Here is a 26,160-nt window from a genome sequence, read left to right as displayed (position 1 = left end):
TTTTTTGCTCAAAAAGTGTAAAATCTTCAGGCTTTTTGTCTATATATACAGAGAAAAAAGTAAGCTATATTCTTAAATCACTTTCGAGTTTGAGAATATTCTTTTAGTCATTAAACATTTAGAGGAAGGTTATGGTAACCATTCGTTTATCTCGTGGCGGAGCTAAAAAACGCCCATTTTATCAAATCGTAGTAACTGACAGTCGTTCACCACGTGACGGTCGTTTCATTGAGCGTGTAGGTTTCTTCAATCCAATCGCACAAGGTAACGCAGAGCGTCTTCGTGTTGATCTTGAGCGTGTAAACCACTGGGTTGCTCAAGGTGCTTCACTTTCAGACCGTGTTGCAACTTTGGTAAAAGAAGCTCAAAAAGCATAATCTCGCTTTTTGATTTAGTTCTTAAACTAAGATAGGTGAAAATATGGAACAACAACGTATTGAAGTTGTGGGCAAATTAGGCTCAACCTACGGTATTCGTGGGTGGTTACGTATTTATTCATCAACAGAACAAGCTGAAAGTATTTTTGATTATCAACCTTGGTTTTTAAAAATCAAAGGTGAATGGCAGCCTGCAGAATTAGAAAATTGGCGTCATCATAATCACGAAATCATCGTTAAATTAAAAGGCGTTGATGACCGTGAAGCCGCACAAATTTTAGCAAATGTTGAAATTGGTGTGGATTTATCTATATTCCCAGAACTAGAAGAAGGCGATTATTACTGGCACGATTTAATTGGTTGTTCAGTCGTAAACTTAGAAGGTTATACAATGGGAACGGTAACAGAGATGATGGAAACCGGTTCTAATGATGTGTTAGTGGTGAAAGCCAATACCAAAGATGCTTTTGGAAAACAAGAGCGGTTAATTCCGTTCTTGTATGAACAAGTAGTTAAAAGAGTCGATCTCACCACGAAAACAATTGAAGTGGATTGGGACGCTGGTTTCTAATCTCAAGTATGCACAAACGTAATGTAGTAGGCTTTTTATGTGGATAGGGGTAATTTCATTATTCCCCGAAATGTTTAAAGCGATTACGGAATTTGGGGTTACAGGAAGAGCCGTAAAACATAATCTTCTGCAAGTAGAATGTTGGAATCCAAGAGATTTTACATTCGACAAGCATAAAACCGTGGATGACCGTCCTTATGGTGGTGGCCCGGGAATGCTGATGATGGTGCAACCTTTACGGGATGCGATTCATGCTGCGAAAGCAGCGGCAGGAGAAGGCGCAAAGGTGATTTACCTTTCGCCACAAGGACGTAAACTCGATCAAGGCGGCGTAACCGAGCTTGCTCAAAATCAGAAATTGATTTTAGTATGTGGACGTTACGAAGGTATTGATGAGCGATTGATTCAAACTGAAATTGATGAAGAATGGTCAATCGGGGATTACGTTCTGACCGGTGGGGAATTGCCGGCAATGACATTAATTGATGCTGTTGCACGTTTTATTCCCGGTGTATTAGGCAAACAAGCCTCCGCAGAAGAAGATTCTTTTGCAGACGGTTTATTAGATTGCCCGCATTACACCAGACCGGAAGTGTTAGAAGGATTAACTGTGCCATCCGTGCTGATGTCGGGACATCACGAAGAAATTCGGAAATGGCGATTAAAACAATCGCTACAAAGAACGTGGCTCCGACGCCCTGAGCTCTTAGAAGGCCTAGCTCTGACTGACGAACAACGTAAACTGTTAAAAGAGGCGCAAGCCGAGCATAACAGTTAGTTTCAGTTACATCTAGGATCAATAAAGGATCAAACAATGTCTAACATTATCAAACAACTTGAACAAGAACAATTAAAACAAAACGTACCTAGCTTCCGCCCAGGTGATACTTTAGAAGTTAAAGTATGGGTAGTTGAAGGTAGCAAACGTCGTTTGCAAGCATTCGAAGGCGTGGTTATTGCAATTCGTAACCGTGGCTTGCACTCAGCATTTACTTTACGTAAAGTGTCTAACGGCGTAGGTGTTGAGCGTGTATTCCAAACTCACTCACCAGTTGTAGATTCAATCACTGTTAAACGTAAAGGTGCGGTACGTAAAGCTAAACTTTACTACTTACGTGAACGTTCAGGTAAATCTGCTCGTATTAAAGAGCGTTTGGGCGAATAATTCGCAAAATAAAAAAGGCTTGGTTTTCCAAGCCTTTTTTGTTTTCAAGAGCGGTCAGAATTAAGACCGCTTCATGATTTCAAAAAACTCATCGTTGGTTTTCGCCACCATAAGTTTGTCGATAAGGAATTCCATCGCTTCCACTTCACCCATTGGGTTAAGGATTTTGCGCAGAATCCACATTTTTTGTAATTCATCTGGTGTGGTAAGTAAATCTTCTTTACGCGTACCAGAACGGTTGAAGTCAATCGCAGGGAATACACGTTTTTCTGCAATTTTGCGAGAAAGATGTAATTCCATGTTACCAGTACCTTTAAATTCTTCAAAGATAACCTCATCCATTTTTGAACCGGTATCCACAAGTGCAGTTGCAATAATGGTTAAACTACCGCCTTCTTCGACGTTACGCGCCGCACCAAAGAAACGTTTTGGACGATGCAAAGCATTTGCGTCCACACCACCGGAAAGAATTTTACCGGATGCTGGCGTAACAGTGTTGTAAGCACGCGCTAAACGCGTGATAGAGTCGAGTAGAATCACCACATCTTTTTTGTGCTCAACAGAACGTTTTGCTTTCTCGATAACCATTTCTGCCACTTGAACGTGACGAGCCGCTGGTTCATCAAAGGTTGAGGCAATGACTTCACCTTTTACCGAGCGTTGCATTTCAGTTACTTCTTCTGGGCGCTCATCGATTAAAAGCACAATAAGTTCACATTCTGGGTAGTTGTGCGTGATACTTTGTGCAATATTTTGTAGCAACATGGTTTTCCCCGCTTTTGGCGGAGCCACGATAAGACCACGTTGACCTTTACCAATCGGAGAGGCTAAATCTAAAATACGTGCGGTTAAATCTTCGGTTGAGCCATTACCACGTTCCATTCTTAAACGAGAATTTGCGTGTAATGGGGTTAAGTTTTCGAAAAGAATTTTGCTACGAGAGACTTCAGGTTTGTCATCGTTGACTTGGTCGACTTTTAAAAGTGCAAAATAGCGTTCTCCCTCTTTTGGTGGACGGATTTTGCCTTCGATTTTATCACCAGTTTGAAGATTGAAGCGACGAATTTGACTTGGAGAAACGTAGATGTCATCAGGACCAGCAAGGTAGGAACTGTCTGCGGAGCGTAAGAAACCGAAACCATCGGGTAAAATCTCCAATACGCCGCCGCCAAAAATGTCTTCACCGCTCTTGGCGTGCTGTTTCAAAATAGCAAAAACAATATCTTGTTTACGTAAACGGGCAAGATTTTCCAAACCCATTTGTTCTTCGCCAAGTTTCACAAGATCAGAAACAGGCGTGTTTTTAAGTTCTGTAAGATGCATAATTAATAATGTTGGAATTAATAAGAGTTGATAATACTGAATTATTTGAATGGTGGGCAATGCCCTTAAGAATGCTGCGTAAATTACCACTAAAATGCAGTACTGTCTAGTTTTTGTTAGAAAAAACAGGGTAAAATAGCGGACGATATAGAGATTATTATTGCATATTGATTAATTATGCGTAATAATTGAATAATTAATCATTTTTATAATCGAGATAAGGATAACTTATGGCTCTCTGGGGTGGTCGTTTTACACAAGCGGCAGATAAACGTTTTAAAGATTTTAATGATAGCCTGCGTTTTGATTATCGCTTGGCAGAGCAAGATATTGAAGGCTCAATTGGTTGGTCTAAAGCTTTAGTGAATGTTGGTGTATTAAGTGCTGAAGAGCAACAACAGCTAGAGGTTGCTTTAAATGAATTATTAATCGAAGTGCGGTCAAACCCACAAGCAATTTTACAAGATGATGCAGAAGATATTCATAGCTGGGTAGAAAGTAAGCTCATCGATAAAGTGGGTAATTTAGGCAAAAAATTACACACAGGTCGTAGCCGTAATGACCAAGTTGCACTTGATATTAAACTGTGGTGTAAACAGCGTGTAGTCGAGTTGCAAGAGTCTGTTCGTCATCTTCAACGTCACTTGGTACAAACGGCAGAAAATACGCAAGATGCGGTGATGCCGGGTTATACCCATTTACAACGTGCACAACCAATCACTTTTGCCCATTGGTGTATGGCTTATGTGGAAATGTTCGAGCGTGATTATTCACGTCTCGCCGATGCTTATAAACGAATGAATAGCTGTCCATTAGGCAGTGGTGCACTTGCAGGAACAGCCTATGCAGTCGATCGTGAACAATTAGCCACCGATCTTGGTTTTGCTTTTGCGACGCGTAATAGTTTGGATAGCGTCTCTGATCGTGATCATATTGTGGAATTGCTTTCAACGGCTTCTTTAAGTATGGCGCACCTTTCTCGTTTCGCAGAAGATATGATCATTTTCAACAGTGGTGAAGCGAATTTTGTGGAGTTGTCAGATCGTGTGACTTCAGGCTCATCTTTAATGCCGCAAAAGAAAAATCCTGATGCTTGTGAATTGATTCGTGGTAAAGCGGGCCGTGTAATGGGTGCATTAACCGGTATGTTGATGACCTTAAAAGGTTTACCGTTAGCGTATAACAAAGATATGCAAGAAGACAAAGAAGGGATCTTTGATGCGTTAGATACCTGGCAAGATTGCGTAGATATGGCGACTTTTGTATTAGATGAATTGAAAGTGAATACCGACCGTACACGCGAAGCTGCCTTAAAAGGTTACTCAAATGCAACAGAGCTAGCGGATTACCTTGTGGCAAAAGGTGTGCCATTCCGTGATTCTCATCATATTGTCGGTGAAACCGTGGTTTATGCCATTGAAAAAGGAAAAGCCTTGGAAGACTTAACCATTCCTGAATTCCGTCAATTCAGTGATGTGGTAGGGAATGATGTCTATGGCATTCTTTCGCTACAATCTTGTTTAGATAAACGTTGTGCGAAAGGTGGGGTTTCACCACTTCGAGTAGCGGAGGCCATTGCAGAAGCAAAAGCGAGATTAGCTTAATTAGCGTAAATAAAAAGTGATATGCCCCCCAAAAGTTGGACAGGTTAGTTAACTTAAATATTGAGCTCGGTATTGCACTGGGCTCAATCCTTTGAAACCAAGTTTAATTCGTTTTTGGTTGTAATACACTAAATATTCTTCAATTTCAGCCTGTAATTCAGCGATTGAATGATAAATCCGAGAGTAAAAACACGCTGATTTTAGTATCACAAAAAAACTTTCAATCACCGCATTATCGTGACAATTTCCTCGGCGACTCATACTTTGCACCGCTTTACCTTCCAACATATTCTCCCATTCCGCCGTGCCATACAATACACCTTGGTCGCTATGAATAATCGGGCATTCTGTCGGTTTAAGCCGACTAAGCCCTTGTTCTAACCTCTTTTTTACCAATGAAAACTTCGGGCGTGTCGCAAAGTTATAGGCAATAATTTCTCGGTTAGCCAAGTCCATCAACGGTGAAAAATAAAGCGTTTCTTGACCAACATGAAATTCCGTTACATCCGTTACCCATTTTTGATTGAGTGCCGTTGCGGTAAAATCACGATTCAGCAAATTCTGGCAATATGCGATGTTTTTCCACGTTTTCCATGTCTTTTTTTGCGTAAAATGGAATGAATACCTAACTCGTTCATCAGCTTTAACACCGTTTTATGATTCAAATGAAAACCCATTAGCTAATAGATGACGGCAGAATGGGGAATGTTATGAAGTTTAGCCACCTCACGGATACCATAATCCTGTTCGGTGACGAGTTTGATAATTTTCAAACGAAATTGATAAGAGTAGGACATAATCTGCACCTCAAAATAGGTGTCCAGACTTTGGGGTGCAGTTCACTTTATTTGTTTTAAAACAACAATACTTCAATTACTTTAATTACTGCTCTGGATTTTATCTAATCCAGATTAATATTTCGTTTTTTTGCATTTTATATCTTATAGAATATAAATTAAAAATTATACTTTACAAGATATAAAATGATATTTATACTCTATGGCGTATAAATTGAAATTGTATACCGTAGGGTATAAGGAGTAGTAATGGTTATTACCACCGCAAAAATGCTTTCTCATGTAATTCGGGAATTTCGTTATCAAAGAGACCTGTCACAAACTGATGTAGCAAAACTTGCTGGGACTACCCAAGCTAGAATTTCAGCGTTTGAAAATGAACCAGAGCGTACAAAATTAGAAACGTTATTTAAAATTCTGGCAGGATTAGAACTAGAACTTGTTGTGCAACCACGCAAAAAGTCATCTGATATCATCCGTTCAATCAAAGAACCAACTACAACATACGATGATGATGAGGCGTGGTGATGAGCAATACTATTCTAAATGTTGCCATGAATGGCTTATTGGTAGGCGAATGGCGAAAACTCACTAGCGGTGCAACTGAATTTCAGTATGCTAAAAAATGGCTTGAATCTGTGCGTTCACGCCCTATTTCATTGTCATTGCCCTTATCTTACAAAACTTATCGAGGCGATTCTGTTTATAATTTCTTCGATAATCTTCTCCCTGACAACGAGCAGATCCGTTCACGCATTCAACAACGTTTCCAAACCTCAACGAAATCCCCATTTGATTTACTTTCGGCGATTGGACAGGATTGTATCGGCGCAATTCAACTTTATCAGGGCGAGAACCGCTCGGTACGTCAAATTTATGCAGAACCACTCAATGACAAAGAGGTGGAAAACGTGCTGAAAAACTACCGCACTTTTCCTCTCGGCATGGAAGAAAGCGAGGATTTCCGAATTTCTTTAGCCGGCGCTCAGGAAAAAACAGCGCTTCTTTATTATCAGAATCAATGGCAGCGCCCTTTACATTCCACCGCGACCAGTCATATTTTTAAGCTCCCGATTGGTATGGTTGCACAAGGGCAACTTGATCTTTCCGGCAGCTGTGAAAATGAATGGCTTTGCTTGAATATTATGAAAGCCTTCGGTTTGCCTGTTCCTCGAAGTCAAATTCAGTATTTCGGTGAAATGAAAGTGTTGATTGTGGAGCGCTTTGATCGCCGTTGGTCTGAAAATAGGAGTTGGCTAATTCGTTTACCACAGGAAGATATGTGCCAAGCACTCAACATTGCCCCTGCGCGAAAATATGAAAATGACGGTGGGCCAAGCATTCTTCAAATTATGTCGCTCCTCAATGGCTCATCTAATGCTCAAGCAGATCGCAAGCAATTTTTTAAAGCACAAATTATTTTCTGGCTGCTTTGCGCTATTGACGGACATGGCAAAAATTTCAGTCTATTTTTAGAACAAGAGAATCGCTATCGTCTAACGCCTTTTTATGATGTGATCTCTGCCTATCCGCTAATCAAACACAACGGACTACAAAAGCAAAAAATCAAAATGGCAATGGCGTGGCAGGGCGAAAATAAACATTATTTATGGGATAAAATACAACTCCGACATATTTTCAACACCGCTAAACTCGCAGGCTTGGCAAAGGAAGTGGTAGAGGAAATTTTGCATGAGATCAGTGTTCGATATCCAAAAGTAAGTGAAATAAATACCCATGGATTACCTGAAGAAATTGTTGAGCCAATTTCAATGGGATTGGAATCCAAGATGAAAAAGATAAGTTAGAAAGAGCGGTGCAGATCATTTTGCACCGCTCTTTGATTTTATTGTGGAAGTGGATCCATTAATTCAAGGATTTTATCGGTAGGCTCTTTTATATCGAAACTTGATTCCATTAATAATGAAAAAGTCTCGTCATTTCGTTTGCAAGCAGCATGAGAAATTAGCTTACCTTTCGCATTACGCAAATCGATAGTAACTTGATTGATGCCCGTCTTATCTGCTGCGCTCTCTTTTATTATCGTCCACAACTGATTATTTTTTGTTGGTGGAAGAAAAAGAGTCTTTTCTGTGGCATAAGCTTGTAAGTAAGCATTATCTATCGTTTGATGAGCCACATTCACATCATTTTTCATGTAAGTGAATGTTTTAAGATTATTCAGCGCGACCCAAAGTTTTTCCCCTTTGGTGCCTTCACATTTTACAACATCAATGACGCTCTCACCGAGATTCATGGCATTCTCATTTGCGAGCGAATATGCTGGAACTACAGCCCAAAATACCCACAGATATTTTTTCATTAAATTAATCTCGGAAGTTATTAAATTGGAATGGTTGGCCTAATTCAGCGCCTTTCACTAATTGAATAACAGCTTGTAAATCGTCACGAGATTTACCAGTTACGCGTACTTGTTCACCTTGAATTTGAGTTTGAACTTTGATTTTTGAATCTTTCACTAATTTAGTGATTTTTTTCGCCATCTCCGTTTCAATCCCTTGTTTTAATTTAATTTCTTTGGTGTAAAGTTTACCGTGGTGTTCACTTTCTGTTGGAATATCCAATGAGCTATGCTCAATGCCACGTTTTACAAACGCACCAATTAAGATTTCAATTAATTGCTCTAATTGGAAATCAGATTCGGTCGTCACTTTCACGGTTTCGCTTTTTTCATTTAATTCAATCACAGCTTCCACGCCACGGAAATCATAACGTGTACTTAATACGCGGTTTGCATTTTCAACCGCATTACGCACTTCGTGCATAGTAATTTCAGATACGATGTCAAAAGATGGCATAAATTTTCTCCCAAAATGAATTAAATTCGATCATTTGCACTTAAAAGACATAAAAGTGCGGTTAAGTCAGCAAAGTTTACCACAATTTGTGCTTGTTGTTGCACCTTCGGTTTGGCATGGAATGCCACGCCTAATCCGGCAACATTCATCATCGCCAAATCATTGGCACCATCACCAATAGCAAGGGTGTTTTTGCGTGGAATACTGTATTCTTCAGCGAGTTTTTGCAAGGTATTCGCTTTGTATTGTGCATCGACCACGCTACCTTTTACATTGCCAGTCAGCGCGCCATCAATAATTTCAAATTGATTAGACGCCGCAAAGTCAAGGTTTAATAAACTTTTTAAGTGATCGGCGAAATAGGTAAAGCCACCAGAAGCGATAGCGGTTTTCCAACCATGTTGTTGTAATGTCTTAATGGTTTCAATTAAGCCAGGCATTAATGGTAATTTTTTACGTACTTGTTGCAAAATACTTTCTGGCGCGCCTTTAAGCGTACCCACACGACGACGCAAACTTTGTTCAAAGTCTAGCTCACCACGCATGGCACTTTCAGTAATGGCAGAAACTAATTCACCTGTGCCAGCCAGTTTGGCAATTTCATCGATACATTCAATTTGAATGGCAGTAGAATCCATATCCATCACCAATAAACCTTTTTCTGATAATTTTGCATCAAAATCCAGTTTAGCGATGTCTAATTGCAGGTCATGAGCGTGGACAATAAAATCAGTTAGCCATTCGCCTTTTAAAAGGACAATGGTATTTTTTTCAACGTTCCATGCATCAAAACACAGGAAAGATTGACCGCACTTTTGTTGGAATTCGAGTAATTTGGCTAAATTCAGCGTTGTGCCGTATAAAATAAAGGCATGTGTTTCATCGGAATGAGGCAAATCAGACGAAAGTGCGGTGGGGAATTGGGGATATTTTTGGGTAATGCTTGCAAGGTTTTGAATTTGCATAGAAAATCCTGTAAATTGTGAATACTTATCTATTCTAGCCGATCTTGGCGAAAAAATGGAAAAACAACGTGCAATTAATTAAAGAAAAACTTCAAAAATCACTGATGTTTGGGCTCATCGTGCTGCTTTGTATCGGTGCCATGGCCGTGATTTTGTTTGGTGTGAAACAATTTAAGATTGGTTCTCAGCTTTCAAGTGTGAATCAAGTGGCAAATTTGTCGCATATTTTGGTTCGTCAGCAGGCAAATTTATTTTCGGTTCTATTAACTAATAATGCGAAATCCGATCAACTTGTCGAAAATCTAGATAATTTAGTCAAAGAAAACTTTGTGCTCGATGCGACCATTTATGATTATAACGGCAAGGAATTAGCACAAAGTACCAATACCGGCAATCTTCGTGAGCAACTTGGTCTAGAACATAAAAATGAAGGTGAATTTTCAACACAACAAATTGTTGAGCCCATTTACTCTGCTTCCAATAATGCCGTTCGTGGCTTTTTGCGGGTGACATTTGACGCGCAATATGCTCAAACGACGCAGAGCAAAATTAATCAAGTCTTCCATCGTTTATATGGTGAAATTGTGGTGGTCTTTTTATTAGGCGCTTTATTCGCCAGTTCCATTCATTATTTTTTAAGTCATTATCGTCGAACATATCGAAAACCAGTGGAAACTAAAACGGTAGTTAATTTACAAGGTAAATCGAGTAGCCAGCGTTTTCATCAACGTCGTCGTAGAATTTGATCAAGGTAAATAAAATTGCAGATATTGCTCAAGTCAATCAGTAAATAGGGTAGAATACTCGGAATTATTTAGATAGGAGAAAAAAATGGCAACTCGTAGACAACTCGCCAACGCAATTCGTGCGCTATCAATGGATGCAGTACAAAAAGCAAAATCAGGCCACCCAGGTGCACCAATGGGAATGGCGGATATCGCTGAAGTATTATGGCGTGATTTCTTAAAACATAACCCAAACAATCCTAAATGGGCTGATCGCGACCGTTTTGTGCTTTCTAACGGCCACGGTTCAATGTTGATTTATAGCTTATTACATTTAACAGGCTACGATCTTTCTATCGAAGATTTAAAACAATTCCGTCAATTACATTCTAAAACCCCAGGCCATCCAGAATATGGTTATGCACCAGGTGTGGAAACTACAACGGGTCCGTTAGGCCAAGGTATCACTAATGCAGTGGGTATGGCGATTGCTGAGAAAACCTTAGCAGGCCAATTTAACCGTGAAGGCCATGAAATTGTCGATCACCACACTTATGTGTTCTTAGGCGATGGCTGTTTAATGGAAGGGATTTCCCATGAAGCTTGCTCTTTAGCAGGCACATTAGGCTTAGGTAAATTAATCGCATTCTACGATGACAACAACATTTCGATTGATGGTCATGTTGATGGCTGGTTCAGCGATGATACCGCAGCTCGTTTTGAAGCTTATGGCTGGCAAGTAATTCGTAATGTAGATGGTCACGATGCAGAACAAATTCGTGCCGCAACCATTCTTGCTCAAGCAGAAAAAGAAAAACCAACGTTAATTATTTGTAAAACCATCATCGGCTTTGGTTCACCAAATAAATCAGGTTCTCATGATTCCCACGGCGCACCATTAGGTGATGAAGAAATCGCATTAACCCGTAAAGCACTTGGCTGGGAGTATGGTCCATTTGAAATTCCAGCTGAGTACTATGCAGAATGGTCTGCGAAAGAAAAAGGCGCAGTAGCAGAAAAATCTTGGGAAGAAAAATTTGCCGCTTATGAAAAAGCATATCCAGAACTGGCTGCAGAATTCACACGTCGTGTAAACGGTGAATTACCAGCGAATTGGGCGGCTGAATCTAAAGCGTTCATTGAAAAATTACAAGCAAATCCTGCAAGCATTGCAAGCCGTAAAGCATCACAAAATGCTATTGAAGCTTATGCACACGTGTTACCTGAATTCTTAGGTGGCTCTGCAGACTTAGCAAGCTCTAACTTAACGTTATGGAGTGGTTCAAAACCAATTCGTGCACACGAAAACGTAGGCGGTAACTACCTTAACTATGGTGTGCGTGAGTTCGGTATGTCAGCGATTATGAATGGTATTGCTTTACATGGCGGTTTCATTCCTTATGGTGCAACCTTCTTAATGTTCTACGAATATGCACACAATGCGGTGCGTATGGCAGCATTAATGAAACAACGTGCTTTATTCGTTTACACCCATGACTCTATCGGTTTAGGCGAAGATGGTCCAACTCACCAACCAGTTGAGCAAACCACCTCATTACGCTTAATTCCAAATCTTGAAACATGGCGTCCATGTGATCAAGTGGAATCAGCTATTGCATGGCAACAAGCGGTTGAACGTCAAGATGGTCCAAGTGCGTTGATCTTTACCCGTCAAAACTTAGCCCAAATGGACCGCACTTCTGCACAATTAGATGCAGTTAAACGTGGTGCTTATGTGCTAAAAGACTGTGATGGTACACCTGAGTTAATCTTCATTGCGACAGGTTCTGAAGTGGAATTAGCGGTGAAAGCAGCTGAAGCATTAAGTGCAGAAGGTAAAAAAGTACGTGTCGTCTCTATGCCAAGCACTAACCGTTTTGATAAACAAGATGCAGCTTACCGTGAAAGCGTATTACCTGCAGCTGTAACCAAACGTGTTGCGATTGAAGCGGGCATTGCAGATTTCTGGTATAAATACGTTGGCTTTGAAGGTCGCGTAGTGGGCATGAATAGCTTCGGCGAATCAGCACCAGCAGATCAATTATTCAAACTCTTTGGTTTTACCGTGGATAACGTGGTGGCAAAAGCAAAAGAAATTTTATAATTATGAAAATAGATAAAGGCAGGTCATTACCTGCCTTTCTTTTTTAAGAAAGTGCGGTCAAAAAATAAGAAAATTTTTGACTGCACTTTGTTTTTATCAGCTTTCACCTTGTTATCTAAGCCTTTTTTCGTCAATCCATTGAGTTCGTTTTTTAAGTTTGTTAAAATTTGCAGCACTTTTTGCAATAAGAATAAAACGTAAAAAGTGAGTTCGGAAGAAGGTAGCTGGAGAGTAGGGAATTGACCCTACGCCGACGAGGTAAAATCTTTCAGGCGCAATCGTAAGATTGCAGGGACTGTTACTGGACGAACCCTTGGAGAGATCCATTGCATTTTATTGATGTAAATGGACGCCGAAGGCGCAAAAGAGCGGTCGATTTTTCGATTGTTTTCCAAACGCTCAGGCAAAAGGACAGGGGCAAAAGACAATCGGTATAATCAAAAATATTTCTATCGGGATTCTTCTTGTCTCCTTGTCGAATTTATTTGTATTTTAAACGACGAGGAATCATCAATGTCATTACAGACAACCTTATCTGCTATTAGCAGTTTTGTATGGGGACCGCCCCTACTTATTCTATTGTCCGGAACTGGACTTTACCTCACTCTTCGTTTAGGTTTCTTGCAAATTCGTTATTTGCCTCGTGCATTGGGCTATTTATTTGCTCGTGGAGCGAATAAAGGCAAGGGAGATGTTTCTTCTTTTGCGGCACTTTGTACCGCATTAGCAGCGACTATAGGAACTGGGAATATCGTGGGTGTAGCCACTGCAGTACAAGCTGGAGGCCCAGGTGCGATTTTTTGGATGTGGCTGGTTGCTTTCTTTGGAATGGCAACCAAATATGCGGAATGTTTGCTTGCGGTGAAATATCGAGTACGAGATAAATACGGTTTTATGGCGGGTGGTCCAATGTATTACATCGAGCGTGGTCTTGGTATTAAATGGTTAGCCAAATTATTTGCGCTCTTTGGGGTATTAGTGGCCTTTTTCGGTATTGGTACCTTCCCTCAAATAAATGCCATTACGCATGCGATGCAAGACACATTCAATGTACCCGTTATTATTACTGCAACAGTGGTGACCGTATTGGTCGCGATGATTATTCTCGGTGGTGTAAGACGTATTGCGACAGCTTCTTCAGTGATTGTGCCTTTTATGGCAATCGGCTATGTGGCGACCTCAATTATTATCTTAGTGGTTAATTACGATAAGCTGCCCGCTGCGATCACATTAATTATTCACAGTGCATTTAACCCTCAAGCAGCTTTAGGTGGCGCAGTTGGCTTTACAGTAATGAAGGTGATTCAATCGGGGGTTGCACGCGGTATTTTCTCAAATGAATCAGGTTTAGGGAGTGCGCCTATTGCTGCTGCGGCAGCGCAAACAAAAGAGCCCGTTCGTCAAGGTTTAATTTCGATGACAGGGACATTTTTAGATACCATCATTGTATGTACGATGACGGGATTAGTACTTGTTATTACGGGGGCATGGAGTAACCCTGAACTTTCTGGAGCCAGTGTGACTAACTATGCTTTTGCACAGGGATTAGGCGCATCAATTGGTGCAACCATTGTAACCGTTGGTTTATTATTCTTTGCTTTCACCACAATTTTAGGTTGGTGTTACTATGGTGAGCGTTGTTTTCTTTACTTAGTCGGTATTCGTGGTATTAAATTTTATCGTTTCGTGTTTATTGTTTTAGTCGGGGCGGGTTCATTCCTCACCTTAGATTTAATTTGGATTCTAGCGGATATCGTGAATGGTTTAATGGCTTTTCCAAACTTAGTCGCATTAATTGGTTTACGCAAAGAGATTATTTCAGAAACCAAAGATTACTTTGAACGTTTAAAAGCAGCACAACGTGATCAAGATGAATTAGCCTAATTCATGTTGTAAAAAGAAAAGGGAAGCAGAACGCTTCCCTTTGTTATCTACAGCTTTATATCATAACAAGTTTAAACAGAAAGAAAATCATATTTTTACAGAAATTAGATCCCGATCATATTTTTGAACATTTGTTTTTTTATTTGGCTAAAAGCACTTGAAAAAGCAGTGTAAGGTCGATATGTTGTAGTTAAAGATGAACGGAACCTAAGGGTTCATTTAAGTAAAAGAGGTAAATGCTATGACACTCAATATCACAAGTAAACAAATGGAAATCACCCCCGCAATTCGTGAACATGTGGAGGGCAGACTTGCAAAATTAGAGAAATGGCACACTCAACTGATTAGCCCGCACTTTGTTTTAAGTAAAGTACCAAACGGCTTTTCTGTAGAGGCTTCAATTGGAACCCCATTAGGTAATCTGCTTGCGACTGCAACCGCTGATGATATGTATAAAGCGATCAATGAAGTAGAAGAAAAATTGGAACGTCAATTGAATAAACTTCAACATAAAGGTGAATCCCGTCGAGCAGAAGAACGTTTGAAAGATTCTTTTGAAAAATAAAGAATAGTAAGTAAATAAAAGGGCGAACATGATGTTCGCCCTTTCTTATTAAGGAAATAATGAATTAAAAATGAATTTCAACAGATGCTGCGAAATTACGCCCTGGCGCATAAAAACGCTCTAAACCTTTCCCTTCTTTATCAACTGAATCAGTCGTACTTATTTTGTTAATACCACGTAGGGTATCCCAAGTGTGATATTTGCGATTAAATAAGTTATAAAGTCCTGCTCGGAGTGTAATATTTTGATTGATTTTATAGAAACCATACAAATCAAATAATACTGCCGAATTATTAAGATAAGGGTAAGTTTTTACTTCTCTAACAAAGTTAGTTGAATATTGTACTATTTGGGCATCTTTAGCTTTTTTAGCACCAAGATAACTCGCTTTGACGTTAACTCCCCAGAGATCATTTGGATCTTCATAGCCAATTCCTAAAATTACTTTGATTGGTTGGATAGAAAGTAGGCTAGCCTCAGTACCACTTAGTTTCCCTTTTGCATAACCGAGATTTGCTGTAAATTTCCAACCTTGTGGAATTACAGAAATAATCTGATCTAAATTAACTTTACTCGTGAATTCAATACCAGAGATACGCGCTTGATCAATGTTTATAGCTTGTTGGGCAATCGTTGTGTAATAAGCTTGTTGACCATAACTTGCACTATAGGCATTGTAATACGGGTTACGTTTTTTATAAGTTGACTCTTGCTCAGTTAAGAAATTTTTATAATGTGTGTGATAAAAATTCAGCCCAAATGTACCTAATTGATACTCTGCTTGGATATAGATAGATTGATTTAATGCTTGTTCAGCTTTTAAATCAGGGTTTGGTCTCCAGTTACCTGAGGGATGTTCAAAAGAGAAGTACATTTCTGAAGCGGTTGGAATGCGAAAGCCAGTAGAAATGTTATAGCCGATCTTCCAAATATCATTAAGCTGAGCCTCTAATCCAAACGAGCCACTTAAACTTTGAAAGGTATTTGATGCGGGTTTACGGCTACAAGCTCGGCAAAAGGCTTTTAAATCTTGCGGTACTAATTCATCCCAGTCATAACGAATACCTAATTGACTAGAAAAAATATCATTCCACATGACATGATCTTGTAATTGAGCGAAAAATGAACGGGTTCTGACTGGATGTTGAATAGATTCACTATCTTTAGCACTACTACCATTGTCACCTACATTGGGATATTCATGATCATTGCGATTATCAAAATCTTTTTGTGAAATACCCGTTCTTAGCGTAAATTGATGACTACCGAATCGACTTCAGCTGCTTTTATCGCAGCTTCAGTTGCTTTTTTCTCTTCTTCAGTTTGATTGCCATTGCTTTGAGCTACCTTGATTGCTACTTCTGCTTTTTTTATAGACTCATCTGCTTTTTTCACAGACTCATCCGCTTTTTTCACAGACTCTTCTGCTTTTTTTAAAGAGTCCTCAGCTTTTTTTGTAGCTGCTTCAGCTTTCTTATTCGCTTCCGTGATTCTTTGATTTAATTCAGTCTCAGCTTGTCGAAGCTGCTCTGAATTATCTGTACCACCTTTTGAGCTAGAAGAACAAGCGCCTAATGCCATAACACATGAAAGCGCAATGATGGAAAGTTTAATTTTGTTCATAAAAAGATCCTTATTATCTTGTTTTTTAGACTAAATGATGACTTTACACAATTTAAATGAAATAAAAATAATTTTCAATACCATTGAAAGGTTTCTTTAACTTTTGTAAACTTCGCTCCGGATTCTACTAAATTAGATAAAATTTCAGGTAAAAATATGACTCATAAATTTCTCCTTTCTTTAGGTGCATTCTGTGTAGCCTTCACTTTACAAGCTTACGCAGAAGAACAAACAACATTAGATACAATTACTGTTAATGCTAATGCCTCTGAAGTCAAAGCAAATCAAATAAAAAAGACACGTAAAGCTATCCAAGAAGAACTTATTTCTGATAACTATGACTTAGTACGTTATGCCACTGATGTGGGTATTAGCGATAATGGCCGTCGTAATAAAGGTTTTGCAATGCGTGGTGTTGAAGGGAATCGAGTGGGAATCTGTATTGATGGCGTTAATTTGCCCGAATCAGAAGAAAACTCACTTTATGCACGTTATGGTAACTTTAATAGCTCACGATTAAGTATTGACCCTGAATTAGTACAAGGTATTGATATTATGCGTGGTTCAGATTCTTTCAATGCAGGAAGTGGATCATTAGGCGGTTCAGTAAATTACCGCACTTTAGGTGCTGATGATATTATTCTACCAAATAAAAAATGGGGTGTATTGCTTAAAAACGGTTATGCGAGTAAAAATAGCGAATGGACACACACTTTAGGTATGGCTTATAAAGATGACAAATTTGATGCAACTTTGCTCTATTCCTATCGCAATGGGCATGAAATGAAAAGTAGAGGCAAGGGACAAGATATTTTAGGTAATGCTCGAGGTATTCCTGATCCATCCCATCATAAAAATCATAGCTACTTAGCTAAAGTTGGCTATTTTATTACTCAGACACAACGTGTAAGTGCATCATTTAACGCTCAAAAAGCAAATAATTTTGTTGATGAAAAGTCTTATCAACTTGCAGGGCTTTGGCGGGAGTCGGATGATATTAGTAAACGATATAATGCAAATGTTGCTTACGAATATTTTCCAGAAAATAGCCGCTGGTTAAGTTACCTAAAGACCGAACTAGATTTTCAAAAAACCAATATTGGCTCAAAAAATTATAAGGGTGGACATCGCTATAATTCTGATTTTAGTGCATACATAGGAAAAGATTTAATTGAAATCCAGGACACGAGTATGAATAGCCGTTTTATGCGAGCTTCTCTACGAGCAGATTTCATGCCATGGGAAAGCCGAGAGAAAAGCTGCAGAGGAAGCCCAAAAATCAGCAGAGGAAGCCAAAAAAGTTGCAGAGGAAGCTAAAAAAGCTGCAGAGGAAAGATTAAAGCAACTAGAAAATCTAAAAGCTGATGAAAAGGCAAGAATTCCATTGAGTGATAAGATCTTTGGTGGCATTAATGGTGAGATGAAGGATGCTATTTCTGGGGGCGTTTTAGCCTCAGAAGGAAGCGATGTAAATCGTCCGTTAACTCGAGATATACGAGATCTGACAATAATTGATAAATCAGGTAAATTAGTTGACATTGATATCTTGAGAAGAGCTGGGGATATTGACCCATGGACTTATGAAGAATATAACGATTTATATAATCTTCGTAAAGAAGGACAAACTATTTTAAGTAATAGCAATTTTCAAGCTAGTGCATTTGGTACATATTTTGACAACTTAAGTGGTAATCAATATTTCTTTGCACAAGGCTTACCGACAGCTATAGCACAAATCCCAACAACAGGATTGGTGGAGTATAAAGGTGGTGCAGCTTATCAAAAAGATGGAAGTAATAGTGAGCGTAGTGAAATGAAAGCTACAGCTGATTTTGCTAATAAAGTCATTGATATTAATATTACGGAAAAAGCTAATGCCGTACCAGGTATGAATTTTGGTGGTAAAATCACAGGTAATAGCTTTGTAGGTGAAGTAAATGGTATCAAAACCCAAGGAGGTTTCTTTGGTGAAAATGCCAAGGAAATGACAGGGTTATTTATTAATGAAGCAGATCAATCTCGTGGAGCATTCGGTGGCATTAAAGAATGATGTTATATGATTTTTAACCAATAATTAGCACAAGGCGAATATAATTGTTCGCCTTTTTTTAAATGTTTTGAATTACAAATTGTAAAGCCTGACGTTGAAATTGCTGCTCTTTGCGGTGTTTTAGTCGTCTTAAACGTAAGTTGCGTGAGGCTGAAATATCTCTTGATGTTTTTTTCTTTAAGAAAGTTTTTCTTTTTAACATTTTTTTCTCCTTGTTTTCTTTCTATTCAATAAAAACGCTATTTTTTCTGACCGCACTTATTCTGTTGCGGTCGCTTGGTTTTCTTGAACACGATGATAATTCACAATACTGTTCATGTAACGGCGAATATTCTCGACATATTGGTAGGCTTCATAACCGCGAGCATAGCCATATTTTAAGTTAGAATAATGACGTTTTTCTGATAATAGTTGAAGATTATTTTTTACATCTAACCAGTTATCTGGGTTTCCTCCTAACTTTTTAGTTAGGCGTCGAGCATCTAGAATATGTCCTAAGCCCATATTGTATGCGGCTAAAGAATACCAAATTCGATCTTCTTCTGAAATACTATCAGGCATTTGATTGAGTAGCCAATGTAAATATTCCGAGCCCGCCTTTATACTTTGTTCGGCATCGGTACGGTTATTAATATTCATACGTGTAGCGGTATCTTTGGTTAGCATCATCATGCCTCGTACACCTGTAGGCGAGGTCGCATAAGGATCCCAATGGGATTCTTGGTAGGCTATAGCCGCTAATAATCGCCAGTCTAAATTCCCTTTGTATTTTTCAAAGAGCGGTTGATATTGGGGTAGAATTTTTTCTACGGCCTCTAAATAAGCCTGAGTATCCACATAATCAAAGGCGGTAATATGACGGAAGTATTTTTCCTCAATGCGATCAATTATTCCTGTTTCAAGGGCATTATTCATAAAATCCAACAAGCCTGCTTGTAGCTCATTATAGGATTTATTGGAAAGATACCAATGCACGGTCATTTCATCCGTTAGGTCAAATGCAATCGCTAAGTTAGGGCGAATTTGTTGTGTCGCAGCCACATCAATACTATTGGCGATGGTGTAAGGAATTTTCCCTTCCGCCACTTGAATTAACAATTCCTCTTGGGTCAACTGCTTGTTATTCTGCCATTTAAGTGCAGGGAGTTTTTTCTGTGCTTGAGATAGTAATTTTTCTAAGTCTTCTCCCGCAGAAATCATAATTTCTTGCTGGACTTGAGCCAAATCTTTCGGGCGATTTTCCCCTTTTTTATACACAAGCTGCCAAGAGGTAGAAGTATAAGAGGGCCCTAACTGAAATTTTTCTGCACGTTGAGGCTGGAACAAAAGATTCGCAGCAGCAATATCAATATTGTTGTTTTCTAATTCGTTAAAAAGTTGATCGTTATTTTCTAAGGTTTTAATTTGTAAACGAACCCCTAAATAATCTGCAAAATTTTTAGCTAATTCGTATTCTAAGCCCGATTCCCCCTCATTCCCAATAAAATAGTAGATGGGATTGTTAATGGTACCGATAATAAGGCTACCGCGGTTTTTGATCGCAGCATAAGGGTTTTGCTCTGACTGCATAATTTTTTGCCAAGGGAACACCATATCAATGGCCCAAAGTAATAATGCAAAAGCAGCAATAATACGTAGAAATAAACCTTTCAATAGATAAACCTTATAAATTGAGATAAGAGACGATTGTAACCAGAATTAAGCTAATAAAAAAGCCCCTTTTACTTCAAGGGGCTGCTAAATAAGGATTAACGTTGGCGATCTCGGCGACTTCGTTCATTAAAAGTGCGGTCGTTTTTATCGTTAAATTTACGCTGACGACGTTCACCATTACGCTCACTACGGAAGCGATCTTGGCCACGCTCTCCGCGCTCATTACGTCGACCATCACGACGGCCTTTCCCACCAAAATCGTTACCACCACGTCCACTGTCTGATTGTGTCGCACCCATAAAGCTCATTTGCATTTGTTTGTTTAAAACGCGAGTTTTACCGAATTGTTGAAGTAATTCTTTCGGCAGGCCTTGTGGTAATTCAACAGTAGAGTAATCATCATAAAGTTTGATATGACCAATATAACGACTGTTAATATCACCTTCATTTGCGATAGCGCCTACGATATGACGCACTTCTACACCATCTGTACGACCTACTTCGATACGATATAAATCCATCGGTTGTGGGGTGCCATAGCCTTTACGCTCACCACGACGTTCAGCTGAACGTGGGTTTTCACGACGATCAGCGCGATCATTACGGTCACGACGACGCTTATCCATTGGTGGGTCAGGTGGAAGAATCAGTTTTTGTTTACCTTGAAGCAACATCAACATGGCTGCTGCAATATCTTCTTGATCCTGATCTGCAGTGAATAAATCTTCCAATAGGCTACGATACATTTCGAGATCGTGATGTTCCAATTGTTTGGTAATCTTGTCTTGGAATTTCTTACGACGACAGGCTTGCAACACTTCATGATTTGGCAATTCAACTTCATTGATTGGTTTTTTCATCAAGTGTTCGATGTTACGAAGTAAACGGCGTTCACGTGGTTCAACGAATAACAATGCTCGACCAGAACGACCAGCACGACCAGTACGGCCGATACGGTGAACGTACGACTCTGCATCAAGTGGGATGTCATAGTTTACTACAAGACTGATTCGTTCAATATCGATACCGCGCGCAGCAACATCGGTTGCAACCACAATATCAAGGCTACCATTACGTAAGCGATCTAAGGTTTGTTCACGTAATTGTTGGGTCATATCACCGTTTAATGCTGCAGCACGGAAACCGTGTTTTTCTAATAATTCAGTCACATCAAGCGTGCCTGTTTTAGTACGGGTAAAAATGATGGCTGCATCAAACTCTTCCACTTCTAAGAAGCGTAATAATGCATCATTTTTACGGAAACCTTGAACATACCAACAATTTTGTTCAATATCTGGCGCGTTATCGTTATTTACTTTGATTTTCACTTCTTGCGGATTGTTCATGAAGCGTTTTGTGATGCGACGAATTGGCTCAGGCATGGTTGCAGAGAAAAGCGCAGTTTGGTGCTCTTCCGGTAATTCAGCCATAACGGTTTCTACATCATCAATAAAGCCCATACGAAGCATTTCATCCGCTTCATCAAGTACAATCGCTTTTAATTCAGATAGATTTAATGTGTTACGACGGATGTGATCCAAAATACGACCTGGTGTACCCACAACAACTTGCGCACCTTGTTTTAATGCACGTAATTGGATGTCGTAACGTTGACCACCGTAAACGGTCACGATGTTGATGCCTTTGGCATATTTCATGAAATGTTCACAAGCATCGGCAACTTGAATGGCAAGTTCACGGGTTGGCGCCATCACCAATAATTGTGGATGTTTTGCAGCAGGATCAATTTTTGCCAAAAGAGGTAAAGAGAATGCGGCAGTTTTACCACTGCCGGTTTGTGCCATACCTAGCACGTCTCTGCCTTCTAAAAGAGCAGGAATACAAGCTTGTTGGATGGGAGAAGGTGTTTCAAAACCAAGGTCAGAAACGGCTTTTAGAATGAATTCAGGCAAGCCTAAATCATTAAAAGTGATTTTGTCAGTCATTAAGATACTCGAATGTAAGTAAGGAAAGCTCAATTTAGCTTTCAAGTTCATTTGTTAAAAAGAAAGTTTAAGATTTAAAAAACAACCGTTTTTGCGATCGCACTTCTTTCTTCTTTTTCGTCTTCTATTTGAACAGGTTTTAATTTCATTAGTTCAAATGCGGCAAAACGATACTCAACAAAGTTATAAACTTGATTTGCCATAGCTAGTTTAAATAAGGCTGCGGCCTCATCTACTAGCCCCATATTGAGTTTTTGTTTTGCTAGATAAAAATAGGTTTCAGTTAATATTTCTGCATATTGTTGTGGATCTTCTGCAAATTTAGTTGCCTGTTCCTGCAAATCATTTACGGAAATATTACCTAAATAGTATTGAACGATATTTGTTCCCCAGAAGTCCTTAGATAGCCCTTTAGCTCGTTCAACAAGGTTGGCATAGGCTTCTTGTGGTTTTAATTTTTGTTCGTTCAAATAGAGCCAGAGTACGCGATAAGGATCTTTGGTATCGGCTTCATAAAACTTCATAAAATCGTCTTCAGCAAGATTATAGCGTTCAACGTAATAAAAATTTAAACCACGATTAAGGTGGGCGTAATTATAACTTGGGTCCAATTCAAACACCGCATTAAAGGTTTCTAATGCACTGTCATAATCTTCTTCAAGCAGTAAGTAAAGCCCTAAATAATTATAAACAGAAGCCATTTTAGGCTGTAAGGCGAGGGCTTGTGTAAAGTCATAACGTGCGAGCCCCCATAAGCCGAGAGAATCGTACAATACGCCGCGCTCAAAGTGAAGCGTCGCCCGTTCTTCATTACTCATTTTTCCAACTAATAAAACCTGCCCAATTCGAGTAATCATCACTTCTTGTTCGAAGTGAGTATTCGGATTCTGATCCGCTAGCATGACTTTATTTGGTGCAACAAACACGCTTCCCGATTGTACACAACCGGAAATAAATAAAATCATACTTAGGCTAGACAACGAAACTAGAAAACGGAATAACCGAAAATACTGCATTGTTTTATAAGTTAGTTTGATAATCAAAACGGGCGTGTAAACTGAATTCACACACCCTATGAGATTATTCTTGTTCTACAGAAGTCTCTTCTGCTGGTGCAGATTCTGCTTCTGTTTCTTGTTTTGGTGCAAGATCTTTCATGGTTAAGCGGATACGACCTTGGCGATCGATTTCAACCACTTTAACGGTTACTTCTTGACCAACTTGAAGATAATCACTCACTTTCTCTACGCGTTCTTCTGCGATTTGAGAAATATGAACTAAACCTTCTTTATTTCCTACGATAGCAACGAATGCACCGAAGTCAGCAAGACGAGTCACTTTACCTTTGTAAATTGCGCCCGCTTCAACTTCAGCAACGATTTCTTCGATACGTGCCATTACATTTTTCGCTGCATTGCTATCTACTGCAGCGATTTTCACTGTACCATCATCATCGATATCGATAGACGTACCAGTTTCTTCAGTTAATGCACGGATAGTTGCACCACCTTTACCGATAACATCTTTGATTTTCTTCGGATCAATTTTCATGGTGTGAATACGCGGCGCATAGTCAGAAATATCTGCACGTGGTGCAGGGATTGCTTGTTCCATTACGCCAAGAATGTGCATACGAGCACCTTTTGCTTGGTTTAATGCAATTTGCATAATTTCAGGGGTAATACCTTCAATTTTGATATCCATTTGAAGTGCAGTGACTCCTTCACGTGTACCCGCCACTTTAAAGTCCATATCACCTAAGTGGTCTTCATCACCTAAGATATCTGAAAGCACCACGAATTTCTCTTCTTCTTTTACTAAGCCCATTGCGATACCTGCAACCGCTGCTTTGATTGGAACACCCGCATCCATTAATGCTAAAGATGCACCACATACAGATGCCATAGAAGAAGAACCGTTAGACTCAGTGATTTCAGATACAACACGCACGACATACGGGAATTCCGCAAGACTTGGCATAACAGCCGCTACACCACGTTTTGCTAAACGACCGTGACCGATCTCACGACGTTTTGGCGAGCCGATCATACCGGTTTCACCTACAGAATATGGAGGGAAGTTGTAGTGGAATAAGAAGTGATCTTGACGTTCACCGGTTAATTCATCAATGATTTGTGCATCACGTTCAGTACCTAACGTTGCAACGGCTAATGCTTGTGTTTCACCACGGGTGAAAATTGCAGAACCGTGAGTACGTGGTAATACACCAGTACAAATATCTAATGCACGAACAGTATCAACGGTACGACCATCAATACGTGGTTCACCTGCAATGATACGGCCACGAACGATTTGGCTTTCAAGTGCGGTGAAAATATCCACGATTTTACCTTCGCTGATCTCTTCATTTTCTGCTGTGATTTGTGCAATCACATCCGCTTTAATCGCATCGATTTGTTCGTAACGTGCTTGTTTTTCAGTAATACGGTATGCATCGCCTAAACGCGCTTCTGCAATCGCTTTTACTTTATTGATTAAATCTGTGTTTGGCTCTGGAGCAACCCAATCCCAACGTGGTTTGCCAGCTTCTTTTGCAAATTCTTTGATCGCTTCAACCACAACTTGTTGTTGTTGATGACCGAATACGACCGCTGCTAACATTTGTTCTTCAGTTAAGATATCAGCTTCAGATTCAACCATTAATACGGCTTTGTCAGTACCTGCAACCACTAAGTCCAAACGGCTCTGTTTTTGTTCAGCCATCGTTGGGTTTAATACGAATTGGTTGTCGATGAAACCAACACGTGCTGCACCGATAGGGCCATTGAAAGGCACGCCTGATAAGGTTAATGCTGCAGAAGTACCGATCATTGCCACTAAGTCAGGGCTGATTTGTGGGTTTACAGAAACCACGGTTGCTACAACTTGAATTTCGTTGAAGAAACCTTCTGGGAATAATGGACGAATTGGACGGTCGATTAAACGTGCAATTAAAGTTTCGCCTTCAGATGGACGACCTTCACGTTTGAAGAAACCACCAGGGATTTTACCCGCTGCATAAGTACGCTCTTGGTAGTTTACGGTTAATGGGAAGAAGTCTTGACCTTCTTTCACATCTTTTTTAGCAACAACAGTCACGAATACCGTGGTATCGTCCATGCTTGCCATGACCGCAGCCGTTGCTTGACGTGCAATCGCGCCGGTTTCTAGAGTAACGGTATGTTGACCGTATTTAAATTGTTTAACAATTGGATTCACAATGTTTTCCTTCAAAATAATATTTAAAACAAAGCTTTATTTTCCAGATTGCGACTAGCAAAAGAAATCTCTCGAAAAAATGACCGCACTTTGGTCGTTTAAAAATGTCTTTTGATAGCCGCACGCTAATGCAGAAAATAAAGCTCGCTTATTATACAGAGTTTTAAATTTATTGGTAACTTTATTTAATATAAGCAACTTGTTATCATATTCTCATACAAATACATACGTAAGGAGACACTATGATTATCAGTGCATTAAATAACCCAAATTTCAAAGTGGGTTTACCAAAAGTTATCGCGGACATTTGCGATCATCTCAACACGTTAGATCTTGAAGCATTAGAAAATGGCCGTCATGATTTAAGCGAGCAAGTCTATATGAATGTCATGGAATTTGATACGGTTGAAGCGGATAGCAAACAAGCTGAACTTCACTACAAATATCTAGATATTCAATTACTTATTCGTGGTGAAGAAAATGTTGAAGTAAGCGCGACTTATCCAAACCTCAGCTTATACGATGAATATCGTGATGCAGATGATTACCAACTTACCCCGCAAATTGAAGATAAAAGCACGGTAACACTTTTACCAAAAATGTTCGCCGTCTTTTTCCCTTATGAACCCCATAAACCAGGTTGCACTGTAAACGGCAAATCAAGTTTTGTGAAAAAACTGGTGGTGAAAGTACCGGTAGAATTGATTTAATTATTTCGATTCATTAAAGCAAAAGTGCGGTTAAAGACTGCTGATTTTTGATCTGGCCCC

General features: G+C 39.5%; 26 protein-coding genes, 1 pseudogene and 1 riboswitch. Of the genes and pseudogenes, 14 read left to right on the top strand and 13 right to left on the bottom strand.

Annotated features, from left to right (window positions below; genetic code table 11):
* The first annotated feature begins 131 nt into the window (after positions 1-131).
* Genes rpsP through rplS form a run of 4 tightly spaced genes read left to right on the top strand, consistent with a single transcriptional unit; the run spans position 132 to position 2,113 of the window.
* Complete coding sequence (gene rpsP / locus QQS40_RS00825) at positions 132-377, top strand: 30S ribosomal protein S16 (protein ID WP_049374354.1); 246 nt, start codon at positions 132-134, stop codon at positions 375-377.
* A gap of 43 nt (positions 378-420) precedes the next feature.
* Positions 421-948, top strand: a complete 528-nt coding sequence (rimM, locus tag QQS40_RS00820) for a ribosome maturation factor RimM (RefSeq protein ID WP_126469574.1) — start codon at positions 421-423, stop codon at positions 946-948.
* Between the two features lie 37 nt (positions 949-985).
* Positions 986-1,726, top strand: a complete 741-nt coding sequence (gene trmD / locus QQS40_RS00815) for a tRNA (guanosine(37)-N1)-methyltransferase TrmD (RefSeq protein WP_126469572.1) — start codon at positions 986-988, stop codon at positions 1,724-1,726.
* A gap of 36 nt (positions 1,727-1,762) precedes the next feature.
* Positions 1,763-2,113, top strand: coding sequence for a 50S ribosomal protein L19 (gene rplS, locus QQS40_RS00810; protein ID WP_049358025.1), 351 nt, complete (start codon positions 1,763-1,765; stop codon positions 2,111-2,113).
* A gap of 60 nt (positions 2,114-2,173) precedes the next feature.
* Here the strand turns inward: rplS and rho are convergent, their stop codons facing one another.
* On the bottom strand, positions 2,174-3,436 hold the full coding sequence (gene rho / locus QQS40_RS00805; RefSeq protein ID WP_005695393.1) for a transcription termination factor Rho: 1,263 nt from the start codon (positions 3,434-3,436) through the stop codon (positions 2,174-2,176).
* 230 nt (positions 3,437-3,666) lie between these two features.
* Here rho and argH point away from each other — a divergent pair, with 230 nt between their 5' ends.
* Positions 3,667-5,040, top strand: a complete 1,374-nt coding sequence (gene argH, locus QQS40_RS00800; protein ID WP_049355842.1) for an argininosuccinate lyase — start codon at positions 3,667-3,669, stop codon at positions 5,038-5,040.
* A 48-nt stretch (positions 5,041-5,088) separates the two neighbouring features.
* Here argH and QQS40_RS00795 read toward each other — a convergent pair whose 3' ends face one another.
* The gene (locus QQS40_RS00795) at positions 5,089-5,598 is read right to left on the bottom strand and encodes an IS3 family transposase (RefSeq protein ID WP_420485556.1); all 510 of its coding nucleotides are present in this window, start codon (positions 5,596-5,598) and stop codon (positions 5,089-5,091) included.
* 125 nt (positions 5,599-5,723) lie between these two features.
* A pseudogene (locus QQS40_RS00790) lies at positions 5,724-5,837 on the bottom strand (transposase); the annotation flags it as partial.
* 249 nt (positions 5,838-6,086) lie between these two features.
* Here QQS40_RS00790 and relB point away from each other — a divergent pair.
* Both relB and QQS40_RS00780 read left to right on the top strand, forming a co-directional pair.
* A complete protein-coding gene (gene relB / locus QQS40_RS00785; protein ID WP_049355840.1) occupies positions 6,087-6,365 on the top strand; it encodes a type II toxin-antitoxin system RelB family anti-toxin in 279 nt (92 codons plus the stop codon).
* Entirely contained in the window at positions 6,365-7,645 is a 1,281-nt protein-coding gene (locus QQS40_RS00780) for a type II toxin-antitoxin system HipA family toxin (RefSeq protein ID WP_289901504.1), read from the top strand. The genes relB and QQS40_RS00780 overlap by 1 nt, the downstream gene beginning before the upstream one ends.
* 38 nt (positions 7,646-7,683) lie before the next feature.
* Here the strand turns inward: QQS40_RS00780 and QQS40_RS00775 are convergent, their stop codons facing one another.
* Genes QQS40_RS00775 through serB form a run of 3 tightly spaced genes read right to left on the bottom strand, consistent with a single transcriptional unit; the run spans position 7,684 to position 9,621 of the window.
* Positions 7,684-8,160 (bottom strand): hypothetical protein, encoded by a 477-nt coding sequence (locus QQS40_RS00775; protein WP_297569698.1) that lies wholly within the window; start codon positions 8,158-8,160, stop codon positions 7,684-7,686.
* A gap of 4 nt (positions 8,161-8,164) precedes the next feature.
* Entirely contained in the window at positions 8,165-8,656 is a 492-nt protein-coding gene (locus tag QQS40_RS00770) for a YajQ family cyclic di-GMP-binding protein (protein WP_005695407.1), read from the bottom strand.
* Between the two features lie 20 nt (positions 8,657-8,676).
* Complete coding sequence (gene serB, locus QQS40_RS00765; protein WP_289901502.1) at positions 8,677-9,621, bottom strand: phosphoserine phosphatase; 945 nt, start codon at positions 9,619-9,621, stop codon at positions 8,677-8,679.
* A 68-nt stretch (positions 9,622-9,689) separates the two neighbouring features.
* Here serB and QQS40_RS00760 point away from each other — a divergent pair, with 68 nt between their 5' ends.
* The 4 genes from QQS40_RS00760 to hpf all read left to right on the top strand — a co-directional run bounded on the left by QQS40_RS00760 (position 9,690) and on the right by hpf (position 14,899).
* A complete protein-coding gene (locus QQS40_RS00760; protein ID WP_075875828.1) occupies positions 9,690-10,367 on the top strand; it encodes a YtjB family periplasmic protein in 678 nt (225 codons plus the stop codon).
* 85 nt (positions 10,368-10,452) lie between these two features.
* Positions 10,453-12,450, top strand: a complete 1,998-nt coding sequence (gene tkt / locus QQS40_RS00755; protein ID WP_289901501.1) for a transketolase — start codon at positions 10,453-10,455, stop codon at positions 12,448-12,450.
* Positions 12,451-12,753: 303 nt separating this feature from the next.
* Positions 12,754-12,875: riboswitch (glycine riboswitch) on the top strand.
* Between the two features lie 88 nt (positions 12,876-12,963).
* A complete protein-coding gene (locus QQS40_RS00750; protein WP_289901500.1) occupies positions 12,964-14,334 on the top strand; it encodes an alanine/glycine:cation symporter family protein in 1,371 nt (456 codons plus the stop codon).
* Between the two features lie 241 nt (positions 14,335-14,575).
* A complete protein-coding gene (gene hpf, locus QQS40_RS00745; protein ID WP_289901499.1) occupies positions 14,576-14,899 on the top strand; it encodes a ribosome hibernation-promoting factor, HPF/YfiA family in 324 nt (107 codons plus the stop codon).
* Positions 14,900-14,963: 64 nt separating this feature from the next.
* On the opposite strand, the gene QQS40_RS00740 is transcribed toward hpf, so the two are convergent.
* Together QQS40_RS00740 and QQS40_RS00735 are read right to left on the bottom strand one after the other, a co-directional pair.
* Positions 14,964-16,136: a TonB-dependent receptor domain-containing protein gene (locus QQS40_RS00740; RefSeq protein WP_289901514.1), complete on the bottom strand. Its 1,173-nt coding sequence runs from the start codon at positions 16,134-16,136 to the stop codon at positions 14,964-14,966.
* An 8-nt stretch (positions 16,137-16,144) separates the two neighbouring features.
* A complete protein-coding gene (locus QQS40_RS00735) occupies positions 16,145-16,522 on the bottom strand; it encodes a hypothetical protein (protein ID WP_289901498.1) in 378 nt (125 codons plus the stop codon).
* A gap of 156 nt (positions 16,523-16,678) precedes the next feature.
* Between QQS40_RS00735 and QQS40_RS00730 the strand changes: the two genes are divergently transcribed.
* The gene (locus tag QQS40_RS00730) at positions 16,679-17,839 is read left to right on the top strand and encodes a TonB-dependent receptor plug domain-containing protein (protein ID WP_420485555.1); all 1,161 of its coding nucleotides are present in this window, start codon (positions 16,679-16,681) and stop codon (positions 17,837-17,839) included.
* A 67-nt stretch (positions 17,840-17,906) separates the two neighbouring features.
* Positions 17,907-18,572, top strand: coding sequence for a transferrin-binding protein-like solute binding protein (locus QQS40_RS00725; RefSeq protein ID WP_289901497.1), 666 nt, complete (start codon positions 17,907-17,909; stop codon positions 18,570-18,572).
* 58 nt (positions 18,573-18,630) lie between these two features.
* Here QQS40_RS00725 and QQS40_RS00720 read toward each other — a convergent pair whose 3' ends face one another.
* The 5 genes from QQS40_RS00720 to pnp form a co-directional block, all read right to left on the bottom strand.
* The gene (locus QQS40_RS00720) at positions 18,631-18,774 is read right to left on the bottom strand and encodes a hypothetical protein (RefSeq protein ID WP_289901496.1); all 144 of its coding nucleotides are present in this window, start codon (positions 18,772-18,774) and stop codon (positions 18,631-18,633) included.
* 56 nt (positions 18,775-18,830) lie between these two features.
* Entirely contained in the window at positions 18,831-20,225 is a 1,395-nt protein-coding gene (gene mltF / locus QQS40_RS00715; RefSeq protein WP_329505535.1) for a membrane-bound lytic murein transglycosylase MltF, read from the bottom strand.
* A 95-nt stretch (positions 20,226-20,320) separates the two neighbouring features.
* Complete coding sequence (locus QQS40_RS00710; protein WP_329506694.1) at positions 20,321-22,171, bottom strand: DEAD/DEAH box helicase; 1,851 nt, start codon at positions 22,169-22,171, stop codon at positions 20,321-20,323.
* A 74-nt stretch (positions 22,172-22,245) separates the two neighbouring features.
* Entirely contained in the window at positions 22,246-23,187 is a 942-nt protein-coding gene (gene nlpI, locus QQS40_RS00705) for a protease adaptor lipoprotein NlpI (RefSeq protein ID WP_128786928.1), read from the bottom strand.
* Between the two features lie 64 nt (positions 23,188-23,251).
* Positions 23,252-25,390: a polyribonucleotide nucleotidyltransferase gene (pnp, locus tag QQS40_RS00700; protein WP_128786929.1), complete on the bottom strand. Its 2,139-nt coding sequence runs from the start codon at positions 25,388-25,390 to the stop codon at positions 23,252-23,254.
* 242 nt (positions 25,391-25,632) lie between these two features.
* On the opposite strand from pnp, the gene nanQ reads away from it, so the two are divergent.
* Positions 25,633-26,100 carry an N-acetylneuraminate anomerase gene (nanQ, locus tag QQS40_RS00695; RefSeq protein ID WP_128786930.1) on the top strand — a complete coding sequence of 156 codons (468 nt, stop codon included), beginning with the start codon at positions 25,633-25,635 and terminating at the stop codon, positions 26,098-26,100.
* Positions 26,101-26,160 lie beyond the last annotated feature (60 nt).

Origin of the sequence: Haemophilus parainfluenzae (assembly GCF_036288925.1) — a bacterium.
Lineage (GTDB): Bacteria > Pseudomonadota > Gammaproteobacteria > Enterobacterales > Pasteurellaceae > Haemophilus_D.
Note: the sequence above shows the minus strand (reverse complement) of the source record. Positions and strands in the feature narration are given on the sequence as shown.